Source organism: Rothia sp. CCM 9417, from assembly GCF_048513575.1.
Taxonomy (GTDB): Bacteria; Actinomycetota; Actinomycetes; order Actinomycetales; family Micrococcaceae; genus Rothia.
The window spans coordinates 1-21,952 of record NZ_JBLXXT010000004.1 but is presented as its reverse complement, the minus strand read 5'-3'; the positions used below and the strand labels follow the sequence as shown (position 1 = coordinate 21,952).

Here is a 21,952-nt window from a genome sequence, read left to right as displayed (position 1 = left end):
TTATGTGACGACTTTCCAGCCGCGGCTGGTGAGGTCTTCAATCAGTTTTTCGTGTTCGTTGGGGTTGACCGATAGCTCAGCCATACCCACCTGAGCGCCGGGTGAATGTTCCAATCTGAGGTCTTCCAGGTTGACACCCAGTTCCCCGATCTCAGCCAGTAGCCGGGCAAGGGTACCTGGGGTGTCATCTACCAGCACGGTGAGCTGGGCAAAAGCGCCGGGTGATCCCCCGTGCTTACCCGGAATACGGGCAACGCCGTGGTTGCCTTCGCTCATCAGCTGGGCAATATCGAGGCGTGAGCCTGGCTCGGTGGGAGCTTCAAGAGTGGCAATCAGTCGCTCCAGGTCTTCTCGCACACCGTAGAGGCTCTGGACGACAGGTTGGGCGTTGGCCGCAAGAATCTGCACCCACAGGCCGGGATCGGAGGCCGCAATACGGGTGGTGTCCCTCAGGCCTTGACCAGCCAGCCCCAGGGCGTAGAGCGGGGTATCTTGTAAGCGGGAAGCTAGCAGTGAGGACATCACCTGGGGCACGTGTGAAATGAGGGCGACGGTTTGGTCATGTTCTACCGCGTCAAGATGGGTAATGGTAGAGCCCAGCTCGGTTGCCATCTGCTGGGCAAGCTTGACCAGTTCGGGGCGCACCAGCGGGTGCTCGCACAGAACCCAGGGGCGGGCAGAGAACAGCTCGCCACGGGCGGCCACCGGGCCGGACTTTTCACGCCCAGCCATGGGGTGGGTGCCCAGGTAACGGCTAGAATCGGCCTTAGATGCCAGAACCCGGTCCAAGATTTCAGACTTCACCGAGGCAATATCGATGACGAAAGCCTTGGGATAACGGTTCAGCGCAGAGATGACCAGTTCTGCGGTCACGTCCGGGGGCGCGGCCACCACCACCAGTTGGGGTTCAAGGTCAGAGCCACTCCCCCGCTCTTGCCCTTCCAAGGAACGCAGGGAGAGCCCCGCTCCGATATCCTCGGCTACGGCTTCGGTTGTCGGCGAAATATCGCTGAGGTAGACCGTGTAGCCCTTCAGTCGCAGGCCCAAACCCACTGAGGCTCCCAGCAGACCGGTGCCGATGACCAGCACCGGCCCGTGCAGGTGAGAGTCAAAGCTACTCATTACATACCTACCGAAGCCAGCAGTTTGCCGATTTCAACCTTGGAGAGGTTACGGACGGTACCTTGCTTCTGCGAGCCGATGTGGATAGGTCCCATTTCTACGCGCACCAGCTTCTCCACGGGGTAGCCCACCTGCTCGAACATGCGGCGGATAATACGGTTTTTACCGGAGTGAATGGTAACTTCCACCAGAACGTGTCCGGGGGTTGAGTCCACCAGCTTGAACTCGTCCACGCGGGTCACACCATCTTCAAGACGCAGACCCTTCTTCATGGCCGCACCGATACCGGGTTCCATGGGGCCCGGCACCTGAACCAGGTAGGTCTTGGGAACCTCGTAGGAGGGGTGGGTCAGCCGGTTAGCCAGTTCACCGTCGTTGGTCAGCAAGAGCAGGCCCTCGGTTTCAACGTCCAGGCGACCCACGTGGAAGACGCGTTCGGTCATGGAGGAACGCAAGAAGTTGCTGATGTTGGGGCGACCATCGGGATCATCCATAGCGGAGACGACGCCGGAGGGCTTATTTAGCACCATGTAGACCAGCTTGTCGTTGGTCTGGATTGTCATACCGTCAACCTGAATGGTCACAGCATCGGGGTTAACACGAACGCCCAGCTCGGTCACCGGTATATCGTCAACGGTGACGCGGCCTTCTTCAATCATTTCTTCGCACACGCGGCGGGAAGCGACACCGGCCTGAGCCATAACCTTTTGCAGGCGTACACCCTCGTGGTCGTAGAAGGGGTAGTGATCTACGGGTGCGTTCTTGGGGCGACGGGGGCGGTGGGGGCCAAAGTTTTTGGTGCCACGATTAGCCGGGCGGAATTCGCCCATTTCCTTGGCGAAGGGGGTACCTGAACGGAACTTGGGGCCTTTGCCGGTTCCTGCCTTGCGGGGGCCACCGGGCGCACCGGGCTTAGCGCCACGGGCGTTCTTAGCACCAAAGCCTTTTTTACCGGCTGCCTTGCCTTTACCTGTACCCGGGCGGCCCGCGCCGGGGCGAGCGCCGCGTGAATTTGAGTTACCACGTGATGAATTATGTCCGTATGCCATCGTCTTGTATCTTCTTTCTGTCGTGTTCTGTCTTGGCCGTTTTAGCCGGCGTTTAGGTCAATGTTGTGGTGGTCGTTTACCTCTGCCGGGTCCGGCAGATAGGGGGCTAGGGCCGGGAGCTCATCGAGCGAGTTCAGCCCCAGTTTTTCAAGCAGGGTGTCGGTGGTGATGTACTGGGTAGCTCCGGTTTCGTCGGGTACTGTTTCGGCGATTAGGCCGCGGTGGAGCAGGTTGCGCACCGCCGCATCGACCGATACCCCTCGTACCTGAGCAAGATAGGAGCGGGTTGCCGGTTGCTGGTAGGCAATCACAGCTAGGGTCTCTAGGGCCGCCCTGGTGAGTTTGGTGCTCTGGGCACCCACCACGAAGCGCCCCACCCAGGGGGAAAAGTCCTGCCGGGAGTAGAGCCGCCAGCCCCCACCCACCTGGCGCAGCTCAAAGCCGCGTGGCTCGTGGACGGTTGTCCCATCGTCGTAACCCTTGTATTCGCGGTCCAGCTCATCGAGGGCTGTTTCCACGGCTCGTTCGGAGACGATCAGTGCGGCGGAAAACTCTCGCACGCTCACCGGCACATCGGCGACCGCCAAAATCGCTTCGATAGCCGCTTTGATGCCTCCGGGTTGGAGTTCCACCCGTGAGAAACCATCGGACGAAGCAGCCAGGACGGGTTCTTGCCGGCTTTTCCTTCTAGGGTTTGGGCTAGCTGTCTGCGGCGGTAAGGCTTCTTGGTCTTGGGGGGCTTCGGGGGTTGGAGTTCCCTCCCCTTGGACCTTATCCGCATCTGTTGTACCCTCAGCAGACTCGGGTGTACTCTCCCCCGGGTCAAAGCTCCACGAGCCTGAGGTCAGGAGCCTCAGGTCATCATCGGTAAAGTCTGCACTACCCACGGTCTAACTCCTTCCCGTCAGCTGTTTGGCTACCACATTCTGTACCGGCTAATTCTGTACCGGCTAATTCTGTACCGTTATTTTCTGTGCCGTGGTTTTCAGCACTGTCATTTTCTGGCTGGAGTTCCAGATATATAGGCCCCAGTGTTTCGGTCTGCTCTACCTCTAGCACCCCCTCCTTGTAGAGCTCCAGCACCGCAAGAAAACGCACCACCACAATCTCTACAGATGCGGTATCACGGCACAGGTCAGTAAAGCTGATAGCTCCACCGGCTTGCCCCAGCCGCTCCAGAATCAGCGCTTCTTCCGCCGCAATAGTTGTTGCGGGCCGGTAGATATGATCGGTCTGTACCGTCTCCGGGAGCGGTTCTTGTTCTTGCCCCTTATCCAGCCGTAGGGCGCCGGCCGCAATACGGGCAAACTCCTCAGGGGTCAGGTCAAAAACAAGCTCCGGCAGTACCTTGGAGAACTTGGGTTCAAGGGTCACGGTACGGGCAAAACGCTGGGCTTCACCCGAGAATTTTTCATCGAGCACCGCGGCTACCTCGCGGTAGGCGCGGTACTGAAGTAGACGAGCAAAGAGGAGGTCGCGGGCTTCTAAGAGTTCCGGGCTGGCCGCGAGCACGCGTTCGGGCTGCGGGAGTAACCGGGCTGTTTTAAGTTCAAGCAGGGTTGCCGCTGTTACCAAGAATTCACTGGCGGTATTAAGGGCAGCGTCACTGCCACTCTCAAAAGCGCTGTGAATGTAGTTGAGAAATTCGTCAGTGACCCGAGCTAGAGCGATGTCGGTAATATCCAGCTTGCGCCGGGAGATCAGGGTGAGTAGAAGGTCAAAAGGTCCTTCAAAGTTGCTCAGAGCCAGGGTAAAAGGCTCGGGGGGCCGAACCTGCGCAGGAGCGCTAGGGGCCTCTTGTGTCGGTACCATCACGGCAGCGATTCTCCATCCTTGGGGTCAAACCAGGTGCGCTCTCAGCCCTGTGCGGGGTAGAGGCACTCTTTCCATTGTCCCCTGCATGTTCCCGGCTTTCAAGGCCAGAGGGCAGAAAGTAGCCAAGGGCATAGAGAACGGGGCAGGTAGGGCTCACGCCTAGCTTGTACCTACCCCGTTCTGTCCGCAGGTAACTCTGGTTAGGGTGCGCCGCCGCGGCTGATGAGCTCACGGGCAAGCTGGCGGTAGGCCTCAGCGCCGGGGTGATTCGATGCGTAGGACAGAATAGGCTCAGCCGAAACGGTCGCATCGGGGAACTTAACGGTGCGCTTGATAACCGTATCAAAGACCCTATCGCCAAAGGCATCGATAATACGCGCCAGCACTTCTTTAGAGTGCAGGGTACGGGAATCGAACATGGTGGCTAGGACGCCATCAATTTCGAGCTTGGGGTTCAGGCGATCCTGAACCTTCTCAATCGAATCCACCAGCAGGGCCACCGCACGCAGGGCAAAGAACTCACAAATCAGAGGAATAATCACACCGTGGCTTGCGGTCAGGGCGTTGACGGTGAGCAGGCCCAGCGATGGTTGGCAGTCAATAAGAATGACGTCGTAGTCCTTCTCGACCTTGCGCAGTGCGCTGGCCAGTACCTGTTCACGAGCTACTTCGTTAACCAGCTGGACTTCTGCGGCTGAGAGGTCGATGTTAGCAGGTAGCAGGTCGATGTTCTCAAAGTCGGTGCTCTGGATAACGTCGCGAATCTCAACCTTACGGTCCATCATGACGTTGTATACGGTCAGGTCTAGCTCGTGGGGGTTAGCCCCAAAGCCAGCTGAAAGTGCTCCCTGCGGGTCAAAATCAACCAGCAGAACCTTGCGCCCTGCCTCGGCCAGGGCGGCGCCCAGGTTAATGGTGGAGGTAGTTTTACCCACACCACCCTTCTGGTTCACCATGGAGATAATACGGGCAGGCCCGTGGCTCGTCAGGGGCGCGGGATCCGGGTAGATGCGCAGGGGTCGGCCTGTGGGGCCAAGCTGCTCAGCTCCTGTTTCAGTCACTGTACGTCACCTTTTGCAGTTCGGTTATAAAAGACTTTTACCTAACAGTCTACTGGCTCAAAGGAGGGCAAGCACACACGGGGGCCTCTTCCTCCACACCAAAAGGGGGGAACAGTGCCCCAGGGCGGTTGATAAATAAGGTTCTTTGGTCCTGGCTCCGCACAAAAAAGGGAGGTGCCCCCAACCGCCCGCATCAGGAGGAAGTCAGGAGCACCCCGGGCTGGGCTTAGCCCTTGATAATCTTAGCTATATCGTCAAGTACGCCCATGTCTTCAATGGTTGAGGGCACCTTGTATTCCTGACCATCGGCAATTTGGCGCATGGTCTTTCTCAGAATCTTGCCGGAGCGGGTCTTAGGCAGACCCTCAACGATTTTGACGTCCTTGAAGTCAGCAACAGCGCCGATGTTTTCCCGCACGCTCGCAATCAGCTGGGCAGCCAGCTCTTCTTCGGTAATATCTACCCCGGCTTTGAGAACCACGTACCCAGCGGGTCGCTGGCCTTTGAGTGGGTCAGCAATACCGATGACGGCGCACTCGGCTACTGCTGGGTGCCCGGCAAGAACCTGTTCCATGGCACCGGTGGAGAGCCTGTGCCCCGAAACATTGATCACGTCGTCGGTTCTACCCATGACAAACACGTAGCCGTCTTGGTCAACATAGCCGGAGTCACCGGTGGCGTAGTAGCCTTCGAAGGCTTCGAGGTAGGAGGCGATGTAGCGGTCATCATCGCCCCACAGGGTGGGCAAGGTGCCGGGTGGGAGCGGTAGCTTAATAGCCAGGTTGCCTTCCTCCTCCGGCCCAACCGGCTCGCCCATGGGGTCGAGCACCTGCAGGTTATAGCCGGGCGAGGGCACCGAGGGGGAACCGGGCTTGAGTGGGAGCGCTTCAAGCCCGCGCGGATTAGCCGCAATCGCCCAGCCGGTTTCGGTCTGCCACCAGTTATCAATCACGGGGACACCCAGTTTCTCGGTAGCCCAGTGGTAGGTTTCAGGGTCAAGCCTTTCGCCAGCCACAAACAGAAGCTCAAGGGAGGAAATATCGTAGGATCCCAGTAGCTCTGCTTCGGGGTCAGCTTTGCGGATAGCCCTCAGTGCGGTGGGCGCGGTGAAGAGTGACTTTACCCCGGCATCCTGAATAACTCGCCAGAAGGCACCGGCGTCAGGGGTACCCACAGGCTTGCCTTCATAAAGCACGGTTGTTGCACCGGCCAGCAGGGGCCCATAGACGATGTAGGAGTGGCCCACAACCCAGCCAACGTCCGAGGCGCACCACATGACCTCTTGCTTGCCAACGTCGTAGATATTCTTCATGGTCCAGGTCAGGGCAACGGCGTGGCCGCCGTTATCGCGCACTACGCCCTTGGGGGAGCCGGTCGTTCCCGAGGTGTAAAGGATGTACAGGGGGTCAGTTGCAGTGACGGGTACCGGCCCATGCGGGCTAGCCTGCTCTGTAGCCTTTCCCCAGTCCTGCCAGGTCACGTCCGTGCCTTGCTTCTGGGCGCGTGCTGCGGCATCGTCTACCGAATGTTCAAAGCCTTCGCGGGCAAAGACAAAGACCGTGTGAGGCTTAGCTTCTGCTAGTTCCAGTGCTTTTTCAACTGCCGGGATGTATTCAATGTAACGGCGGGGTTCAATGCCGCCGGATGCGGTAAGTACCACGCCGGGTTGACAGTCATTGATACGACTGGCTAGTTCGTTGGGAGCAAAGCCACCAAAGACCACAGAGTGCACAGCGCCCAGCCGTGCCACAGCCAGCATGGCCACAGCAGCTTGCGGAATCATGGGCATATAAATGAGGACGCGGTCCCCTTGAGCTACTCCAGCCGATGCGAGCGCTCCCGCCAGCTGTTCGACCTGCTCTTTGAGCTCGGCGTAAGTGATCTGTTGGCGGGTACCCAGCATGGCTGAGTCGTAGATAATAGCGGTTTGGTCACCCTTGCCCGCTTGGACATGCCTGTCTACAGCGTTGTAGCAGGTGTTGAGTTGCCCATCGGGGAACCAGCGGTAGATAGGTTCAGCTGAGCTATCCAGGGCTGTGTGCGGAGGCCTATCCCAGTGGATGGCTTGCGCTTGGGTTAACCAGAAGCCCTCTGGGTTGTCGATACTGTCGCGGTAGGTTTCACTGTAGGTTGTCACCAGGGGCACTCCTTCAGGACTGTGGGACTGTTTGTTGTGGAGGTAAGTGACTCCAACCTAGTGCTGAGGGTCACACTTAAGCAAGAGTTTGTATACAAAAAATTGTCCTAGACCCAAAAATGACACAAATATTTCGCCATAAACCATATTTTTCAAACTTTATGTATACAAAATCCCCGGCGGTGTTTTAGAGTAATCCCATCTGCACACCAGTGCTAGAAGTCATAGTTGAGCTGGAGAGGTAGCCATGAAAGCAGGCGAGCTTGCCTATCAAAGTTTGCGTAGCAACATCATGGAGGGAATGCTTGCCCCCGGCTCTGTGATTGCTGAAGTCGAGCAGTCTGAACGGCTGGGAGTCTCACGCACCCCTGTCCGGGAAGCAATTTCCCGGCTCCTTGCTGAGGGGTTAGCTGAACCTGCCCCTGGGCGGGGCGTAATTGTTGCCCCGATTTCTCTGGCCAATGTCTACTCCCTCTTTGAATTGCGGACCAGCTTGGACTGTACTGCAGCAGCCCTAGCCGCCCGCCGCGGTAACCCTCTAACTTTCCGTCAGCTTGCCAGCGCCTTTGAGCAAGCTGCCCTTGAGCTACACCAAGGCAGTAGCCAGCTGGCCGAATACTATGCACTCGTTGATGAGCTTGACAGCGCAATCGACAGGGCTGCGGATAACCGCTACCTGCACCAGGCCCAAGCCTCCCTGCGAACCCAGCTGACCCGCATCCGCAAGCTCTCCAAGGCCAACCCTATTCGGCTGGCCCAAGCAGCTGAGGAACACGCGCAGATAGCCCGGTGCATCGCCTCAGGAGATCAGCAGTTAGCCGAGGCCGCCGTCCGGCTCCACCTGGCCAAGGCTCTCTATGCCATTGAGGAGGCGGCAAACTCACAAAACCAACAGATCCAGTTCGAGCAGTCCCCGCCTCAGCCTTCGACTATCACCGCAGGATCAGCCACCACAGCCTAAAACCAAGTAACCCACTGTTGTTGAAAGGATTATTCCATGACCGTTACACACGAAGTTCGTGTCTACCGTTCCGATGAGAACCTACCCCGCGAGGAGCAGCTAGCCTATAAGCTCGCCCAGCTAGCAACCGACCCTGTTGAGGTGCTCCCCGAGGTTGAAGAGATGGTCATTAACCGCATCATCGATAATGCATCGGTGGCTATCGCTTCGCTCAATCGCGGCCCCATTATCTCTGCCCGCGACCAGGCGCTCACTCACGCCCACTCCCCCAACGGTAGCGGCGCGACAATTTTTGGTGTCCCCGCCACGACCAAGGTTTCCCCCGAGTGGGCGGCCTGGGCCAACGGTGTTGCCGTGCGCGAGCTGGACTACCACGACACTTTCCTGGCTGCTGAGTATTCCCACCCCGGCGACAACATTCCGCCTATACTAGCTGTTGCCCAGCACACCGGTCGCAGCGGGTACGACCTTATTCGTGGCATCGCTACCGGCTACGAAGTTCAGGTAGACCTGGTCAAAGCAATCTGCCTGCACAAGCACAAGATTGACCACGTTGCCCACATCGGCCCCTCCGCTGCCGCAGGAATCGGTACCCTTCTGGGGCTGGATACCGAGACTATCTTCCAGGCCATTGGCCAGGGTTTGCACACCACCACCGCTACCCGCCAGTCACGTAAGGGCGAGATTTCTACCTGGAAAGCCCACGCTCCTGCTTTCGCCGGAAAAATGGCTGTTGAAGCTGTTGACCGTGCCATGCGCGGGCAGACCTCCCCGGTTCCCATTTACGAGGGTGAAGACGGCGTGATTGCCTGGATGCTAGATGGCCCCGATGCCCGTTACCAGGTTCCGCTCCCCGCGCCCGGTGAGCCCAAGCGCGCTATCTTGGATACCTACACCAAGGAACACTCCGCCGAGTACCAGGCCCAGGCCTGGATCGATTTGGCTCGCAAGCTCCACAAGGAACACCCGGAACTTACCGACCCGCAAAATGTTGAGTCCATTGTTCTGCATACCTCACACCACACCCACTACGTCATTGGCTCCGGCGCTAACGACCCGCAGAAGTACGACCCCAGCGCAACCCGCGAAACCCTTGACCATTCGATTCCCTACATCTTTACCGTCATGCTCCAGGACGGCCAATGGGATCACCTAGCCTCCTACGCCCCCGAACGGGCCCAGCGCCCCGACACCGTAGAGCTCTGGCATAAGGTCACCACCGCAGAAGATGCTGAGTGGACCCGCCGCTACCACTCCAAGGACCCGGCAGAAAAGGCCTTTGGCGGGCGTGCAGAAATCAAGCTAACCAACGGTGAAACTCTGATTGAGGAAATCGCGGTAGCCGACGCTCACCCGCTCGGGGCCCGCCCCTTCGCTCGCGCCGACTACATCAAGAAGTTCCGCACTCTAGCCGCAGGTCAAGTCTCTGAGGAGGAGCAGGACCGCTTCCTCACCGCCGTAGAAAACCTGGCCCAGCTAGGTGCCGGTGAACTTGATGCCCTCAACATCACCGCCTCCCTTGACCTTCAAACCGGAGCGAAAGGTATCTTCTAATGCTTTACTCATCGAAAACCGCCACTCAAAAACGCCAGGATTTGCGCGCCATGCTGGCAAGCAACCAGATTCGCCAGTTCCCGGGAACCTACACCCCTCTCTCAGCCCGCCTGATTGAAGAGAAGAACTTTGACGGCATCTACATCTCCGGTGCAGTGCTGGCCAATGAGCTAGGTTTTCCCGACGTCGGGCTGACCACTCTGACCGAGGTCGCTCAGAGGGCCGGGCAGATTGCCCGCGTCACCAACCTACCGGCTATCGTCGATGCTGACACCGGTTTTGGCGAACCCATGAACGTGGCCCGAACTATCCAAGAGTTCGAGGAACACGGGCTGGCCGGTTGCCATATTGAGGATCAGTTCAACCCCAAGCGGTGCGGCCACCTGGATAATAAGAACATGGTTGACCTGGAAACCGCGACCAAGCGAATCCGGGCGGCAGCCGAAGCCCGCAGGGACGAGAACTTCCTGATTATGGCCCGGACCGACCTGCGTGGCACCTCTTCACTGGCAGAGACCATCGACCGCATCAAGGCCCTGGTCGATGCCGGCGCCGATGCAATCTTCCCCGAGGCCATGAAGAACCTGGACGAGTTCAAGGCTGTCTGCGATGCCGTCCAGGTGCCGGTCTTGGCCAATATGACCGAGTTCGGGAAGAGCCAGCTCTACACCAAAGACCAGCTTGCTCAAGCCGGTATTTCTCTCATTATCTACCCGGTTACTCTGCTCCGCTCCTCACTGGGGGCCATGGAACGGGTACTGGAAACCATCGAATCCGATGGAACCCAAGAAGCCGCTGTAGACCAGATGCTCACCCGTTCGCGTCTCTACGAACTGGTCGATTACGAAGGCTACAACCACTTTGACACCGGCATCTTCAATTTCGAGGTACCCGGAAAATTTGGGGAATCAACGAACTAACCCCGCCTCAGGGCAGGGGTCGGGTAGTTTTTGCTCGGCCCCTGCCCAGACCAAACATAGTTCGGGTGCATCGTTTCACCCCATCACAAGGAGATACACCATGACTGACAAAGACGTCGCTAAGGGTCTTGCCGGTGTTGTTGCCGACTACACCGCGATCTCAAAGGTCAATGCCCAAACCAACTCCCTGCTCTATCGCGGCTACCCCGTCCAGGAACTTGCTACTCTTCCTTTTGAGCAGGTAGCCCTGCTCCTCTGGAACGGCGAGCTACCCACCGATGAACAGCTTGCAGAGTTCACCGCTTTTGAACGCTCCCACCGAGCACTGCCACCGGCCCTCAAAGCTGTTATCGATGCTCTGCCTCTGGACTGTCACCCCATGGACGTGTGCCGCACAGCCGTCTCTTTCCTGGGGGCCTGCCACCCGGAGAGCGAAGATTCAGCCCCTGAGGCTGAGCTGGGCAAAGCCTGGGAGCTTTTTGCGGTCATGCCCGCTGTGGTCTGCTACGACCAGCGCCGCCGACGAGGTCAGGAACTCCTTGAGCCCCGCGATGATCTGGACTACTGCGATAATTTCCTCTACATGGCCTTTGGCCAGGTCCCGGCCCCCGAAGTCAAAACCGCCTTCAACGTCTCGATGGTCATGTACGCCGAGCACTCTTTCAACGCTTCCACCTTCACAGCCCGTGTGATTACATCGTCCCTGTCTGATCTGCACTCAGCTGTCACCGGCGCAATCGGAGCCCTCAAGGGTCCCCTGCACGGCGGCGCTAACGAGGCAGTTCAGCACACCTTCGATGAAATCGGTGTCATTGCTGGCGAGTCCCAGGCCGCTGCCAAGGCACGTGCTAAGGAATGGATGGAGGCCGCTCTGGCCCAGAAAAAGAAGATTATGGGCTTTGGCCACCGCGTCTACAAGAACGGAGATTCCCGCGTACCCACCATGCAGAAATCGTTCTTTGACATGGTGCAGTACTATGACCGCTCAGATGTCATTGGCCTCTACCAGGGCCTGGCAGAAGCAATGGACGAGGCAAAGGGGATCAAGCCCAATCTGGACTACCCCGCTGGGCCCACCTACCATCTGATGGGCTTTGATATCCCCACCTTTACCCCCATCTTTGTGGCCTCCCGACTGACCGGGTGGACCGCCCACATTCTGGAGCAGCGAGCCGCTAACTCACTGATTAGGCCGCTCTCAGCCTACCGGGGTGTCGATGAGCGCCACCTCTAAACCCGCACCATAGCCCGCCGACCTGCCCGGGAGCTAGTTATAGCGCCCGGGCAGGTGCCTTTTATCGGGCACGCGGGTGACTGGCGGCAAAAACTTCACGCAGGGTATCTGCGGTGACCTTGGTGTAGACCTGGGTGGTGGTCACGGAGGCATGCCCCAGAAGCTCTTGTACCACCCTGATATCTGCCCCGCCTTCAAGCAGGTGAGTGGCAAATGAGTGCCGCAGGGTGTGCGGTGAAATCTCGGCCCGAATTTTTGCTCTTTGGGCGTGCTTCTTGAGGACCAGGTAGGCCCCCTGCCGGGTTATCCGCGCGCCGTCCCGCCCATTCAGGAACAGGGCAGGGGTGCCCTTACCCTTAGCAGCCAGGGCGGGTCTGCCGCGCACCAGGTAGTCTTCAATGGCTCTGCTTGCATAAGAGCCCACCGGCACCACCCGTTCTTTACTGCCCTTACCAAACACGCGCACCACAGCGGGCAGGGCTGAGTCTGACTGGTTTCGGTCTATCACCACATCATCGAGGTCCACGTTGATGGCTTCGCTAATGCGGGCCCCGGTGGAGTAGAGAAACTCCAGGAGTGCCCTATCCCGTAGCCCTGCAGGCGTGGCCGGGTCAGGGCTTTCCAGTAAACGTGTAATGTCGCTCAGCGGTACCGCTTTGGGGAGCCGGGCACCCGGTGTGGGTGGCCGCACGGTAGAGGCAGCGTTAGTGGCTGTCATGGCCTCAAGCAACCAAAATTTGTGAGCGCCTCTGACAGCACTAATCACCCGGGCGATAGACCTCTGGGATAGCGGATTCCCGCCCCCAGCAGGTGGAGTGGCACAATCAGCGACAAAGTCACGCACGTGCTTTTTGGTGATGTTCTTGGGGTCGATAATTCCGACGCTATCAAGGTAAACACTGTAGCGGATTAGGTCTCGCCGGTAGGAGGCCAGCGTGTTGGCGGCCAGGCCACGCTCAATGGCCAGGTGGTTGAGGTAGGCCTCCACCGCCTGATCGAGTGGGGTCAGGGCTTCTGGCTCCTTGCGCGTTCTTCCCCTCAGGTTGCGGGGTTGCTCCATGCCTAGAGGCCCTCTGCCGGTCTGATCTCACCGCGATAGTTAGGCTCGCGCAGGGCTGGGTGGGCGGTGAAAGGAGCATCGGTGGAGTATAGGGTTTCAAAGTTCCGCCGGGCCGCTGCATCCAGCGCCAGGATAGCATTAGTTGAGGCCGCGTTGTGGATACGTCCGGCGAGGACAGCCTCCACGGCTTGGTCCAGAGGCACCCAGCGCAGCACGATTTCTGACTCCTCGTGGACGCGGTCTTCGCGCTCTTCGGCGGGAATCTGACTCAGGTTCCGGGCCAGGTAGATGCGGCAGGTCTCCCCCATACCCCCGGGCGAGTTGTAGAACTCCATGAGGGTGTCCCACCGTTCAGCACGAAGGTCTGTTTCTTCAGCCAACTCACGGGCGGCGGCTTCAAGCGGTGGCTCACCGTCAATATCGAGCAGGCCCGCCGGGATTTCCCACAGGTTAGCCCTCACGGGGTGACGGTACTGGTTAATGAGGAGCACTTCCTTAAGGTCATTGAGTGCAATCACAGCCACCGCCCCGGGGTGGAGCAAGAAGTCCCGTTCAAAGGGAGTATCGCCAGGAGTCAGCGCAATTCCTTCGCGTACAACATCCCAGACATACCCCTCAAATTTGGTCTTACGACTGGTGACATAACGGGGGTTAGCAATATCCGCGATGCCCTCCTGCCCGGCTGCGAGCGCAGCGGCATCGATCCGGTCAGCTGTTCCGATGTCATAGTTGAGGTTCTTTTGCATGGGTCTGCCCTTCTGCCGTGTTCAACCCGTTTTGTTCTCTTCAACCCTACCCGGTCGGTGGCACCGCCCCAAGGGCGGGTCCAGCTGGGTTCTTTTGAAAGCAGTCCCTGGTAGCGGGATATGTTCGGCAAGGCTCAAGGCCCCGGCTATTTTCTGGGGAAAAAATAACCGGGGCCTCTCTAGTACCTAGGCAAGAGTGGCAGTTAGGCCTTGCGTGCTTGCAGCGCCGCCTTTATCAGCCCGGAAAAGAGCGGGTGCGGCTTGGTCGGGCGTGAACGGTACTCGGGGTGAGCCTGAGTTGCGATGTAGTAGGGGTGCTCGCTAACGGGTAGTTCTACGAACTCAACCAGGGAGGAATCCGGGGAGGTACCCGAAATAACTAGACCTGCTTCTTCAAGCTGGGCGCGGTAGTCGTTGTTGACTTCGTAGCGGTGGCGGTGACGTTCCGACACTTCGGTCGCACCGTAGACGCTAGCAGCCAGGGAGCCCTCAGCCAGGTGCGCAGGGTAAAGGCCCAGGCGCATGGTTCCACCCAGGTCGCCTGCACCCTCAACGTAGGCTTTCTGCTCTTCAATGGTGGCAATCAGGGGTGAGGCAGTCTCGGGGTCAAACTCGGTGGATGATGCATCGGTAATGCCCAGGACGTTGCGCGCATACTCTAGGACCATGGACTGGAGGCCTAAGCAGATACCTAGGGTGGGAATCTTGTTCTGGCGGGCATGACGCAGGGCACCGATCTTGCCATCCAGGCCACGGATACCGAAGCCACCGGGTACGAGCACAGCGTCTATGCCGCGAAGCTGATGGGCGGCGTCCTCGGGGCTTGAGCAGAGGTCTGCGGCTACCCACTTGATGTTTACCTTGGCGTCGTTAGCGAAGCCACCGGCACGCAGGGCCTCAGTCACCGATAGGTAAGCGTCGGGCAGGTCAATGTACTTACCAACCAGCGCGACGTGGACCTCGGTCTTGGGGGTGTGTACCGCGCTCAGCAGCTTATCCCACTGGGTGAAGTCAAGGGGCTGAGCTTCGATGCCCAGGTAGTCCAAGATGTAGGTGTCCAGCTTCTGGCTGTGCAGGGTCTTGGGAATGTCATAGATGCTGGGCGCATCGGCGCAGGAGATAACGGCCTCGGGTTCTACGTCGCAGGCGTTACCAATCTTGACCTTGTGCGATTCGGGAACTTCGCGTTCACAGCGCAGAATCAGGCCGTCGGGAATGATGCCCAGGCCGCGCAGGGCCGCAACAGAGTGCTGGGTGGGCTTGGTTTTTAGTTCGCCGGAGGGCCCGATAAAGGGCACCAGCGATACGTGCAGGAAGAAGACGTTACGGCGGCCCAGATCGCGGCGGACCTGGCGTGCGGCTTCGAGGAAGGGCAGCGATTCGATATCACCTACAGTGCCGCCAATTTCGGTGATGATGATGTCGGGGGCGTTCTCGTCTTCAGCAGGCAGACGCATGCGGCGTTTAATTTCGTCAGTGATGTGCGGGATAACCTGTACGGTGTCGCCCAGGTATTCGCCGCGGCGTTCCTTGGCGATCACGTGGGAGTAGACCTGGCCGGTTGTGACGTTAGCGGACTGGCTGAGATTTTCGTCTAGGAACCGCTCATAGTGACCGATATCGAGGTCGGTTTCAGCGCCGTCGTCGGTCACAAAGACTTCACCGTGCTGGAAGGGGTTCATGGTGCCGGGGTCGACGTTGAGATAGGGGTCAAGCTTCTGCATGGTCACAGAAAGACCACGGGAGCGGAGGAGCCGGCCTAGAGATGAGGCGGAAAGGCCTTTGCCGAGAGATGATGCCACGCCACCGGTCACGAAGATCTGGCGGGTGACTTTACCGTTGTTTGATGTCTGAGTATCTACCACGGAATTCCAGCTTATCACCACTTTGGCCTGAATGGTTTCGCGGGACTTATCTTTATGTAAAATCACGTTTTCCCGTTCAGGAAAATCCGCGAAAACCGCACTAAGAAGAGCGGTTAAGGCGGATATTTTGTGGCCTCTGCCCTGGCTGACTGCCAGCAATCTCTCGTAGCAGTTCATTGTTCCTGCAGCTAAAGTTCTGAGGCCGGTGCTCTCCTTTTAAAGCTGGCCAGCGTTCTGTAGTAGCTCGCGGGCGTGTTCTTGTGCGGCCGCCGATTGGTCGTGTCCAGAGAGCATACGGGCAAGTTCCACTACCCGCTCCTCGGACGAAAGTACCTGGACCTTAGAGAGGGAACCGTCATCGTTTTTACGCACCAGAATGTGTTGGTCGGCAAAGGCCGCGACCTGGGGCAGGTGGGTAACCACCAGTACCTGCACGTTCTTGGCCAGCATGGCAAGGCGACGGCCGATCTCGATAGCGGCTTTACCGCCCACGCCTGAGTCCACCTCGTCAAAGATAAAGGTGGGTACGGGGTCTACCTCAGAGAGTACAACTTCTAGTGCCAGCATGACACGGGAGAGCTCACCGCCCGAGGCCCCCTTACCCAGCGGCCTGGGAACAGCCTGCCGGTGGGGAGCCAGCATAAAGGTCACGGAGTCTTTGCCAAACCGGTGGAACTTCTCGGTTTCTTCTACCTGCACGACCAGTGAGGCGTTGGGCATGGCCAGAGCTGTCAGTTCTTCGCTCACCGCCAGGGCCAGCTTACGGGCGGCCTTGGACCGTAGCTCAGTGAGTTGGCTAGCCTGATTCCCCAGCGTTTCACGGAGCTGGCGGAGTTCGCTCTCCAAAGCCTCTTGGCGGGCCGGGTCATCGGTGAGAGTTGCAAGTCGGGCGCGTGATTCCTCAGCCCAGGCAAGGACCTCAGCAATATCGGCCCCATATTTGCGGGTCAGGGTTTTGAGCGCGGCACGGCGGTTCTCTACCTCGGCCAAGCGCTCGGGGCCTTCGCTATCTAACCCAGAAGTGTAGGCGGAGATTTCCTCGGCAATATCGGTGACATGAATCAGAGCCTCGTTCAAACGCCCTGCTAGCGAGGCTAAATCTGCGTCAGCTTCAGCCTCAGCGGCCAGGGCGGACCGGGCCACATCGAGCAGTCCCAGCACATTTGGGGCATCGGCGTCTGCGTACTCACTGCCGGCCAGAGCTCTTGCTGCTGTGCTTGCGGCCAGCCGCAAAGACTCCACATTGGTTAGCTTCTGGCTCTCAATTCTTAGGGCTTCGTCTTCGCCGTCGGTAGGCGCGACCGAATCGATTTCGGCAAGTGCACCTTGAAGGGTCTGAGCTTCGAGAGCACGCGCCCTGGTGTTTTCGCGGACGTCACGCAGTTCTCCGGCGGCCTTGCGGTAGCGCTCATAATTGAGGGTATAGCTTGCTAAGAGCTTTTCCAGTTTCTTACCGGCATAAGCATCTAGGGCAGCCCGCTGTTCGGCGGCATCTTTAAGCCGTAGTTGGTCTGACTGACCATGGACCGCGACCAGGGTGTGCCCAATATCAGCCAGCGTCCCGATAGGGGCAGAAACCCCACCAACGTGAGCGCGAGAACGCCCCGTGGCGCTCACGGTTCGGGCTAGCAGTAACTCCGAGCTACCGCCGTCGAGCTCTTCGACCGCTCCCCCAGCTTCTTCTGCCAGGTGGAGGGCGCGGTGCCCCTGTGGCAGACGGATAACGGCTTCAGCCAACGCATTTTTTGCACCGTTGCGCACGCTAGAAGCATCGGAACGAGCGCCCAGAAGCATGCCGAGGGCGGTCACGACCATGGTCTTACCGGCACCGGTTTCGCCGGTGAGCACCGAGAACCCCGGTTCAAGGGGTAGGCGAGCATCGGTGATCACGCCTAGGTCACGCAGATGGATTTCTTCAATCACGGGTGTGCATCTCTTCCGGGTATAGTTACTGAGCGCTGACTTGGGGCAGTGTACTGGTGGCCGGGCCCAGGGAATGGGGGCCACGCCAGCCGGCGATAGGCAGTTCAAATTTTTTGACCAGGCGCTCCGAGAAAGGCGCCGGGTGCATACGGGCCAAACGTACCGGCTTAGCAGAGCGGGTTACTTCAACGCGGGCACCCGGGGGCAGGTCGCTGGTTCGGCGGCCGTCGCACCAGAGCACGCCCTCAGCACCGTTGGTGGATACCAGCTCCACGGCCATCATGGAGGTGGGCGCGGTAACTAGGGGGCGGGCAAAGAGCGCGTGAGCCGATAGGGGAACCATCAGCATAGCTTCAACGCTGGGCCAAACCACGGGTCCACCACCGGAGAAGGCGTAGGCGGTGGAGCCTGTTGGTGTTGCGAGCACCACGCCATCACAGCCAAAAGACGAGAGTGGGCGGCGGTCCACTTCAACGACTACTTCGATCATTTTTTCGCGGTTGCCCTTTTCAACGCTGGCCTCGTTGAGGGCCCAGGTATCAAGGATCTTAGTTCGCCCGTCCCACACTTTGACGTCAATAGCCATGCGTTCTTCAACGGTGTAGGCACCGGATACGACACGTTCAATCGTCTCGGCGAGGTCTACTTCCTCGGCTTCGGCCAGGAAGCCAACATGGCCGAGGTTAACGCCGATCAGAGGAATCTGGGTATGCCGAATCATCTCGGCAGCTCGCAGAATTGAGCCATCACCGCCTAAGACCATGCCAAGCTCAATGTCTTTGAGAGCCACGCTTTCGTGGGCTACCGCTACAGGTACGGGGTTCTCCCACTTTTCAGTCAGAGCCTCTAAGTCGGCACGGTTCATTACGGGAACCAGGCCGGCTTGGTAGAGCTGGGTACAGGTTGCGCGGGCGGCATCACGGGCCTCAAGACGACCGGTGTGGGCAAAGACCAGTATCTTGCGTTCACCGGCCAGGGGCTTGGGAGCTGAGTTTGCTGTTTCCTTCACCTTTTTAGGCTAACTGACAGCCCGAGGTTTTAGGGGCTTTTAAGCCCGGCAACACACATTTTTTCGAATATTTATTCGATTCCTGGTGTCAGGTTAGTATTCTAGAGGCTTACGGCACCAGAGGAAGAACTCCACATTACCGTCCTGCCCGGGCAGAGGGCTGGTTTCTTCCCCAAGAACTTCCAGACCCACAGCTTGAGCTGAGGCGCGGACACGGGCCACTGCTTCGGCTCGCGCGGCTGGGTCTGTTACGACACCACCTTTGCCAATGCGCGCTGGTCCTACCTCAAACTGGGGTTTGACCATCAGGAGCAGGTCACCGCCAGCAGCGGTTGCTCCTGCCAGCGGCCCAAGAACCTTAGTCAGGGAAATAAAGCTGAGGTCAGATACTGTGAGGTCCACCTGCCCGCCAATATCTTCAGGGCTCATGTGGCGCACGTTCATTCCCTCATAGACGGCAACATCCGGGTGGTTACGTATCTCGGGAACAAGCTGGTCGTGGCCTACGTCCACCGCGGCAACCCACGATGCCCCCCGGCGCAGCAAAACATCGGTGAAGCCGCCGGTCGAAGCGCCTGCGTCAAGGCAGCGCTTACCTACTACGGTCAGCCTGGGGAAAGCATCGAGAGCACCGGCAAGCTTGTGTCCAGCTCGGCTGACGTACTCGGTGAGCTCGCTCCTGCGGACGCTGACCGTATCAGCTTCGTGCACCTTGTGGGAGGCTTTCTGCACGGTTTGCCCGTTGACGCTAATGTGCCCGGCGTTAATCATTTTGGCAGCCAGGGTGCGTGAACGGGTGATGCCTGCTTGTACCATGTACTGGTCTAGCCGCACGCTACAGTTCCTTGCTCTCTGGTGCCCCGTGCTTATCCAGCTCGTCTTGCAGGCTCTGGACCAGGCGGCTTAACCGCTCGATACGTTCGGTGGGGTCGCAGGCAAGAGTCGCGGCAAGTTCTGCCTCAAACTCAGGGTCTAGGCTCACATCGGTCGTCGAGTCTTTAGCCGAATCGGCAGATATTGTTTCGGTCTGGAGTTTAGCCACGGTGTATATCCTTGGGGGAAGTGGGTTCACTCGCATGGGGGTGCTTGGCCCACCATGCCGCGCAGGCTACTCGCCAGCTATCGAGGTCGCTCCCCTGCCCCTGCAGGTGAATTTCCTCATCTCTTGCTAGAGCGGCCCAGCCAGCACCTCGAGCCTCAATGCCGGTTTCGGTTTCTTGAAGCTGGATATGGGGGTAGGTCTCAAAGAAGCCGTTGAGGTCTTCCAAGATATAGGTGGGGCGTTCTCCGGGGATGGCGGCCAGAATGGTCTGGAAGGTCTCAACACCGGTCATCACAACAGCGGTTGCCATACCCGCTCGGTTACCGCCTTGGATGTCGGTGTCCAGGCGGTCCCCTACTACTAGGGGCTTGTGGGCGCCGAGTTTCTGGGCAGCTGTTTCAAAGATGGGGGTCTCGGGTTTACCGGCGACCAGGGGCTTGCGTCCGGTGGCTCTTGCTACCGCTGCAACCAGTGTGCCGTTGCCGGGAGCAAAACCGCGTTCTTTAGGGATAGTGAAGTCGGTATTAGATGCCACCCAGAGCACCGAATGATCAGCAAGGGTGTAGGAGGCCTCAGCCAGGTCTTCCCAGCACATCTTGGGGTTGAAACCCTGGGCCACGGCAAGGGGTTCATCGGCCTGGCTGGTCACGGGCCTTAGACCCTCTGCAGCTACACAATCTGCTAGAGCCTGTGCACCGGTAATTAGAACCTTAGAGCCTGCCGGTAGCTGGGTAGCCAGTAGGTGAGCGGCTGCCTGGGCTGAGCTGACCACGTGATCAGCATCGGTTTTGACTCCTAGCTCAACCAGGTGGTCGGCAACTGTTTGCACGCTACGGGAGGCATTGTTGGTGACAAATGCAAGGGTGATGCCCTGCTCCTGGGCGCGGTTAAGCGCTTGGGGTGCTCCCTCAATGGCGTAGGGGCCAGCGTAAACTACGCCATCAAGGTCGGACAGGATAGCGTCGTATGCGGCTAGCAGCATTAGGCTTCGTCCTCTATGGGCGCTTCATGGTCAGCGGAGACTTGGTGGAGGTTTTCCTCTTCAGTCTCTTCTTCACTGACCACGGCTTCAGCTGTGGTGAGCCCTTCTTGAGCGTCATCAAGGCCGGCTACTGGGTCTTCAGCTTGGCTAGTTTCCTGATCGGAAGGTGCCGATTCCTGGCTCTGGGCTTCAGCGGCTTCAAGGTCTACTGAAACTTCCTCAGGTTCAAGCAAATCTTCTTCGGTGAAGATGTCAAAGATTTCGGGCTCCACGAAGTCTCCCTGGCCCAGTGCGGCCTCAGTCATGAGCGCTAGACGGGCCCAGCGGGCCGCTTCTTTGGTTCGGCCATCCTGCTGCAGCAGTTCAGCGTAGGCCTTGAATAGGCGGGGTGAGTAGTCATAGCCGCGCTTGGGGTTAAGCTCGGGCATTTCGAGTGCAGAGATAGCCTTTGAGAGTTCGCCCCGGTCAAGGTAGATACCGGAGACAACAATTGCTACCTCTGAACGTACGGCTGCGGGTACTTCCTCTTGGTTGGCCTCATCGGCCAAGGTAAGTGCCTTATCAACCCTACCCAGGGCGCGTTCGCAGTCCACTAGCAGGGCAAGGTGGTCATGAGAACCGGAGATACGGCGGTGGGTGCGGAGCTCACGCAGGGCAAGCCCAAAGTTTTCTGCTGCGTAGGCGGCAATGCCTACGACTTCGCGGACGACGCCGATACGGCCTGCTCGTTTAGAGGCAGCGATCGCGTGTTCGAGTGCGAAGTCGGGGTCAATATCGAGGTAACGCCCAACCATGACCAGGTGCTTAGCTACGGTCTCTGCGTTCTGGGCTTCGAGCTGGCGTAGAGCACGCAGAGTCCAGTTCTCTAGCTCTTTCCCGGTAACGTCTGTGTCAATCTCGGGTGCCTTCTTGGAAGGCCTGTAGTCGGTTTTTTCAGCCTCTCGGTCCTTGTAGCCTTGCTTCCTATCGCGGTCAAAGTCACGGCGGGGGCCGTTGGAGTTGCGATCTTTGGAGAATCTGTCCTTCCTTGGACCGTTGGAGTTGCGGTCGTCGTAGCGCTTTCCGCCACGCTGTGAGTCAAAGGGTTTCTTCTTCTCGCCGCGGAAGGGGCTCTCACCCTCCTGCTTGCGGTAGCCACCTTCGGTGCGGTCTCCGTAGCTACGTTTACTGTTAGAGGAGTTCTGGGGCCTGCTCTTCTTGTATCCACCTCGGTTAGATTCTGAGTGGTTGCGTGAGTAATCAGCCAAGTGTTCTCCTCTATAGTGTTCTGTTATCAGGGCTAACTGTCTTGCCCTGTGCTGGACGCTGGCTTCTAGTTTATCGGGCTTAGCATCTACTTGCGTAGTGGGGTAGACAGGTTTGGGGTGCGTTTTCAGGCACATCCGCTGTCAAGATAGAGCTTGGGTATAGCTGGACACTGTTTTCTTATTAAACAAAAAGTGGGGGGTGAGGTCACCAAACCCCACCCCCCC

General features: G+C 58.7%; 19 protein-coding genes. 4 read left to right on the top strand and 15 right to left on the bottom strand.

Features of this window, described 5'->3' with window-relative positions:
• The 6 genes from ACN082_RS06355 to ACN082_RS06330 form a co-directional block, all read right to left on the bottom strand.
• A complete protein-coding gene (locus ACN082_RS06355) occupies window positions 1–1,122 on the bottom strand; it encodes a prephenate dehydrogenase (protein WP_419100014.1) in 1,122 nt (373 codons plus the stop codon).
• Complete coding sequence (locus tag ACN082_RS06350) at window positions 1,122–2,171, bottom strand: pseudouridine synthase (RefSeq protein WP_419100013.1); 1,050 nt, start codon at window positions 2,169–2,171, stop codon at window positions 1,122–1,124. Before ACN082_RS06350 ends, ACN082_RS06355 begins: the two co-directional genes overlap by 1 nt.
• 41 nt (window positions 2,172–2,212) lie before the next feature.
• Entirely contained in the window at window positions 2,213–3,058 is an 846-nt protein-coding gene (gene scpB, locus ACN082_RS06345; protein ID WP_419100012.1) for an SMC-Scp complex subunit ScpB, read from the bottom strand.
• A complete protein-coding gene (locus ACN082_RS06340) occupies window positions 3,051–3,983 on the bottom strand; it encodes a segregation and condensation protein A (RefSeq protein ID WP_419100117.1) in 933 nt (310 codons plus the stop codon). The genes scpB and ACN082_RS06340 overlap by 8 nt, the downstream gene beginning before the upstream one ends.
• Window positions 3,984–4,186: 203 nt before the next feature.
• Window positions 4,187–5,047, bottom strand: coding sequence for a ParA family protein (locus tag ACN082_RS06335; protein ID WP_419100011.1), 861 nt, complete (start codon window positions 5,045–5,047; stop codon window positions 4,187–4,189).
• 226 nt (window positions 5,048–5,273) lie between these two features.
• The gene (locus ACN082_RS06330) at window positions 5,274–7,187 is read right to left on the bottom strand and encodes a propionyl-CoA synthetase (RefSeq protein ID WP_419100116.1); all 1,914 of its coding nucleotides are present in this window, start codon (window positions 7,185–7,187) and stop codon (window positions 5,274–5,276) included.
• 244 nt (window positions 7,188–7,431) lie between these two features.
• Here ACN082_RS06330 and ACN082_RS06325 point away from each other — a divergent pair, with 244 nt between their 5' ends.
• From ACN082_RS06325 to ACN082_RS06310, 4 genes are all read left to right on the top strand, one after another.
• Window positions 7,432–8,145: a GntR family transcriptional regulator gene (locus ACN082_RS06325; RefSeq protein WP_419100010.1), complete on the top strand. Its 714-nt coding sequence runs from the start codon at window positions 7,432–7,434 to the stop codon at window positions 8,143–8,145.
• A gap of 36 nt (window positions 8,146–8,181) precedes the next feature.
• A complete protein-coding gene (locus ACN082_RS06320) occupies window positions 8,182–9,699 on the top strand; it encodes an MmgE/PrpD family protein (protein ID WP_419100009.1) in 1,518 nt (505 codons plus the stop codon).
• Window positions 9,699–10,619: a methylisocitrate lyase gene (gene prpB / locus ACN082_RS06315; protein ID WP_419100008.1), complete on the top strand. Its 921-nt coding sequence runs from the start codon at window positions 9,699–9,701 to the stop codon at window positions 10,617–10,619. Before ACN082_RS06320 ends, prpB begins: the two co-directional genes overlap by 1 nt.
• 100 nt (window positions 10,620–10,719) lie before the next feature.
• Window positions 10,720–11,853 carry a bifunctional 2-methylcitrate synthase/citrate synthase gene (locus ACN082_RS06310; protein WP_419100007.1) on the top strand — a complete coding sequence of 378 codons (1,134 nt, stop codon included), beginning with the start codon at window positions 10,720–10,722 and terminating at the stop codon, window positions 11,851–11,853.
• 61 nt (window positions 11,854–11,914) lie between these two features.
• Here the strand turns inward: ACN082_RS06310 and ACN082_RS06305 are convergent, their stop codons facing one another.
• The 9 genes from ACN082_RS06305 to ACN082_RS06265 all read right to left on the bottom strand — a co-directional run bounded on the left by ACN082_RS06305 (window position 11,915) and on the right by ACN082_RS06265 (window position 21,727).
• Complete coding sequence (locus tag ACN082_RS06305) at window positions 11,915–12,913, bottom strand: site-specific tyrosine recombinase XerD (RefSeq protein ID WP_419100006.1); 999 nt, start codon at window positions 12,911–12,913, stop codon at window positions 11,915–11,917.
• Between the two features lie 2 nt (window positions 12,914–12,915).
• Entirely contained in the window at window positions 12,916–13,659 is a 744-nt protein-coding gene (locus tag ACN082_RS06300; protein WP_419100005.1) for an NUDIX domain-containing protein, read from the bottom strand.
• 203 nt (window positions 13,660–13,862) lie between these two features.
• A complete protein-coding gene (locus ACN082_RS06295; protein ID WP_419100115.1) occupies window positions 13,863–15,542 on the bottom strand; it encodes a CTP synthase in 1,680 nt (559 codons plus the stop codon).
• A gap of 198 nt (window positions 15,543–15,740) precedes the next feature.
• Complete coding sequence (gene recN / locus ACN082_RS06290; RefSeq protein ID WP_419100004.1) at window positions 15,741–17,447, bottom strand: DNA repair protein RecN; 1,707 nt, start codon at window positions 17,445–17,447, stop codon at window positions 15,741–15,743.
• Window positions 17,448–17,472: 25 nt separating this feature from the next.
• Window positions 17,473–18,456 carry an NAD kinase gene (locus ACN082_RS06285; RefSeq protein WP_419100003.1) on the bottom strand — a complete coding sequence of 328 codons (984 nt, stop codon included), beginning with the start codon at window positions 18,454–18,456 and terminating at the stop codon, window positions 17,473–17,475.
• A 93-nt stretch (window positions 18,457–18,549) separates the two neighbouring features.
• Entirely contained in the window at window positions 18,550–19,290 is a 741-nt protein-coding gene (locus tag ACN082_RS06280; protein WP_419100002.1) for a TlyA family RNA methyltransferase, read from the bottom strand.
• A 1-nt stretch (window position 19,291) separates the two neighbouring features.
• Complete coding sequence (locus tag ACN082_RS06275; protein ID WP_419100001.1) at window positions 19,292–19,498, bottom strand: hypothetical protein; 207 nt, start codon at window positions 19,496–19,498, stop codon at window positions 19,292–19,294.
• Window positions 19,491–20,480, bottom strand: a complete 990-nt coding sequence (locus tag ACN082_RS06270) for an HAD-IIA family hydrolase (RefSeq protein WP_419100000.1) — start codon at window positions 20,478–20,480, stop codon at window positions 19,491–19,493. Before ACN082_RS06270 ends, ACN082_RS06275 begins: the two co-directional genes overlap by 8 nt.
• Complete coding sequence (locus ACN082_RS06265) at window positions 20,480–21,727, bottom strand: hypothetical protein (RefSeq protein WP_419099999.1); 1,248 nt, start codon at window positions 21,725–21,727, stop codon at window positions 20,480–20,482. The genes ACN082_RS06270 and ACN082_RS06265 overlap by 1 nt, the downstream gene beginning before the upstream one ends.
• Window positions 21,728–21,952 lie beyond the last annotated feature (225 nt).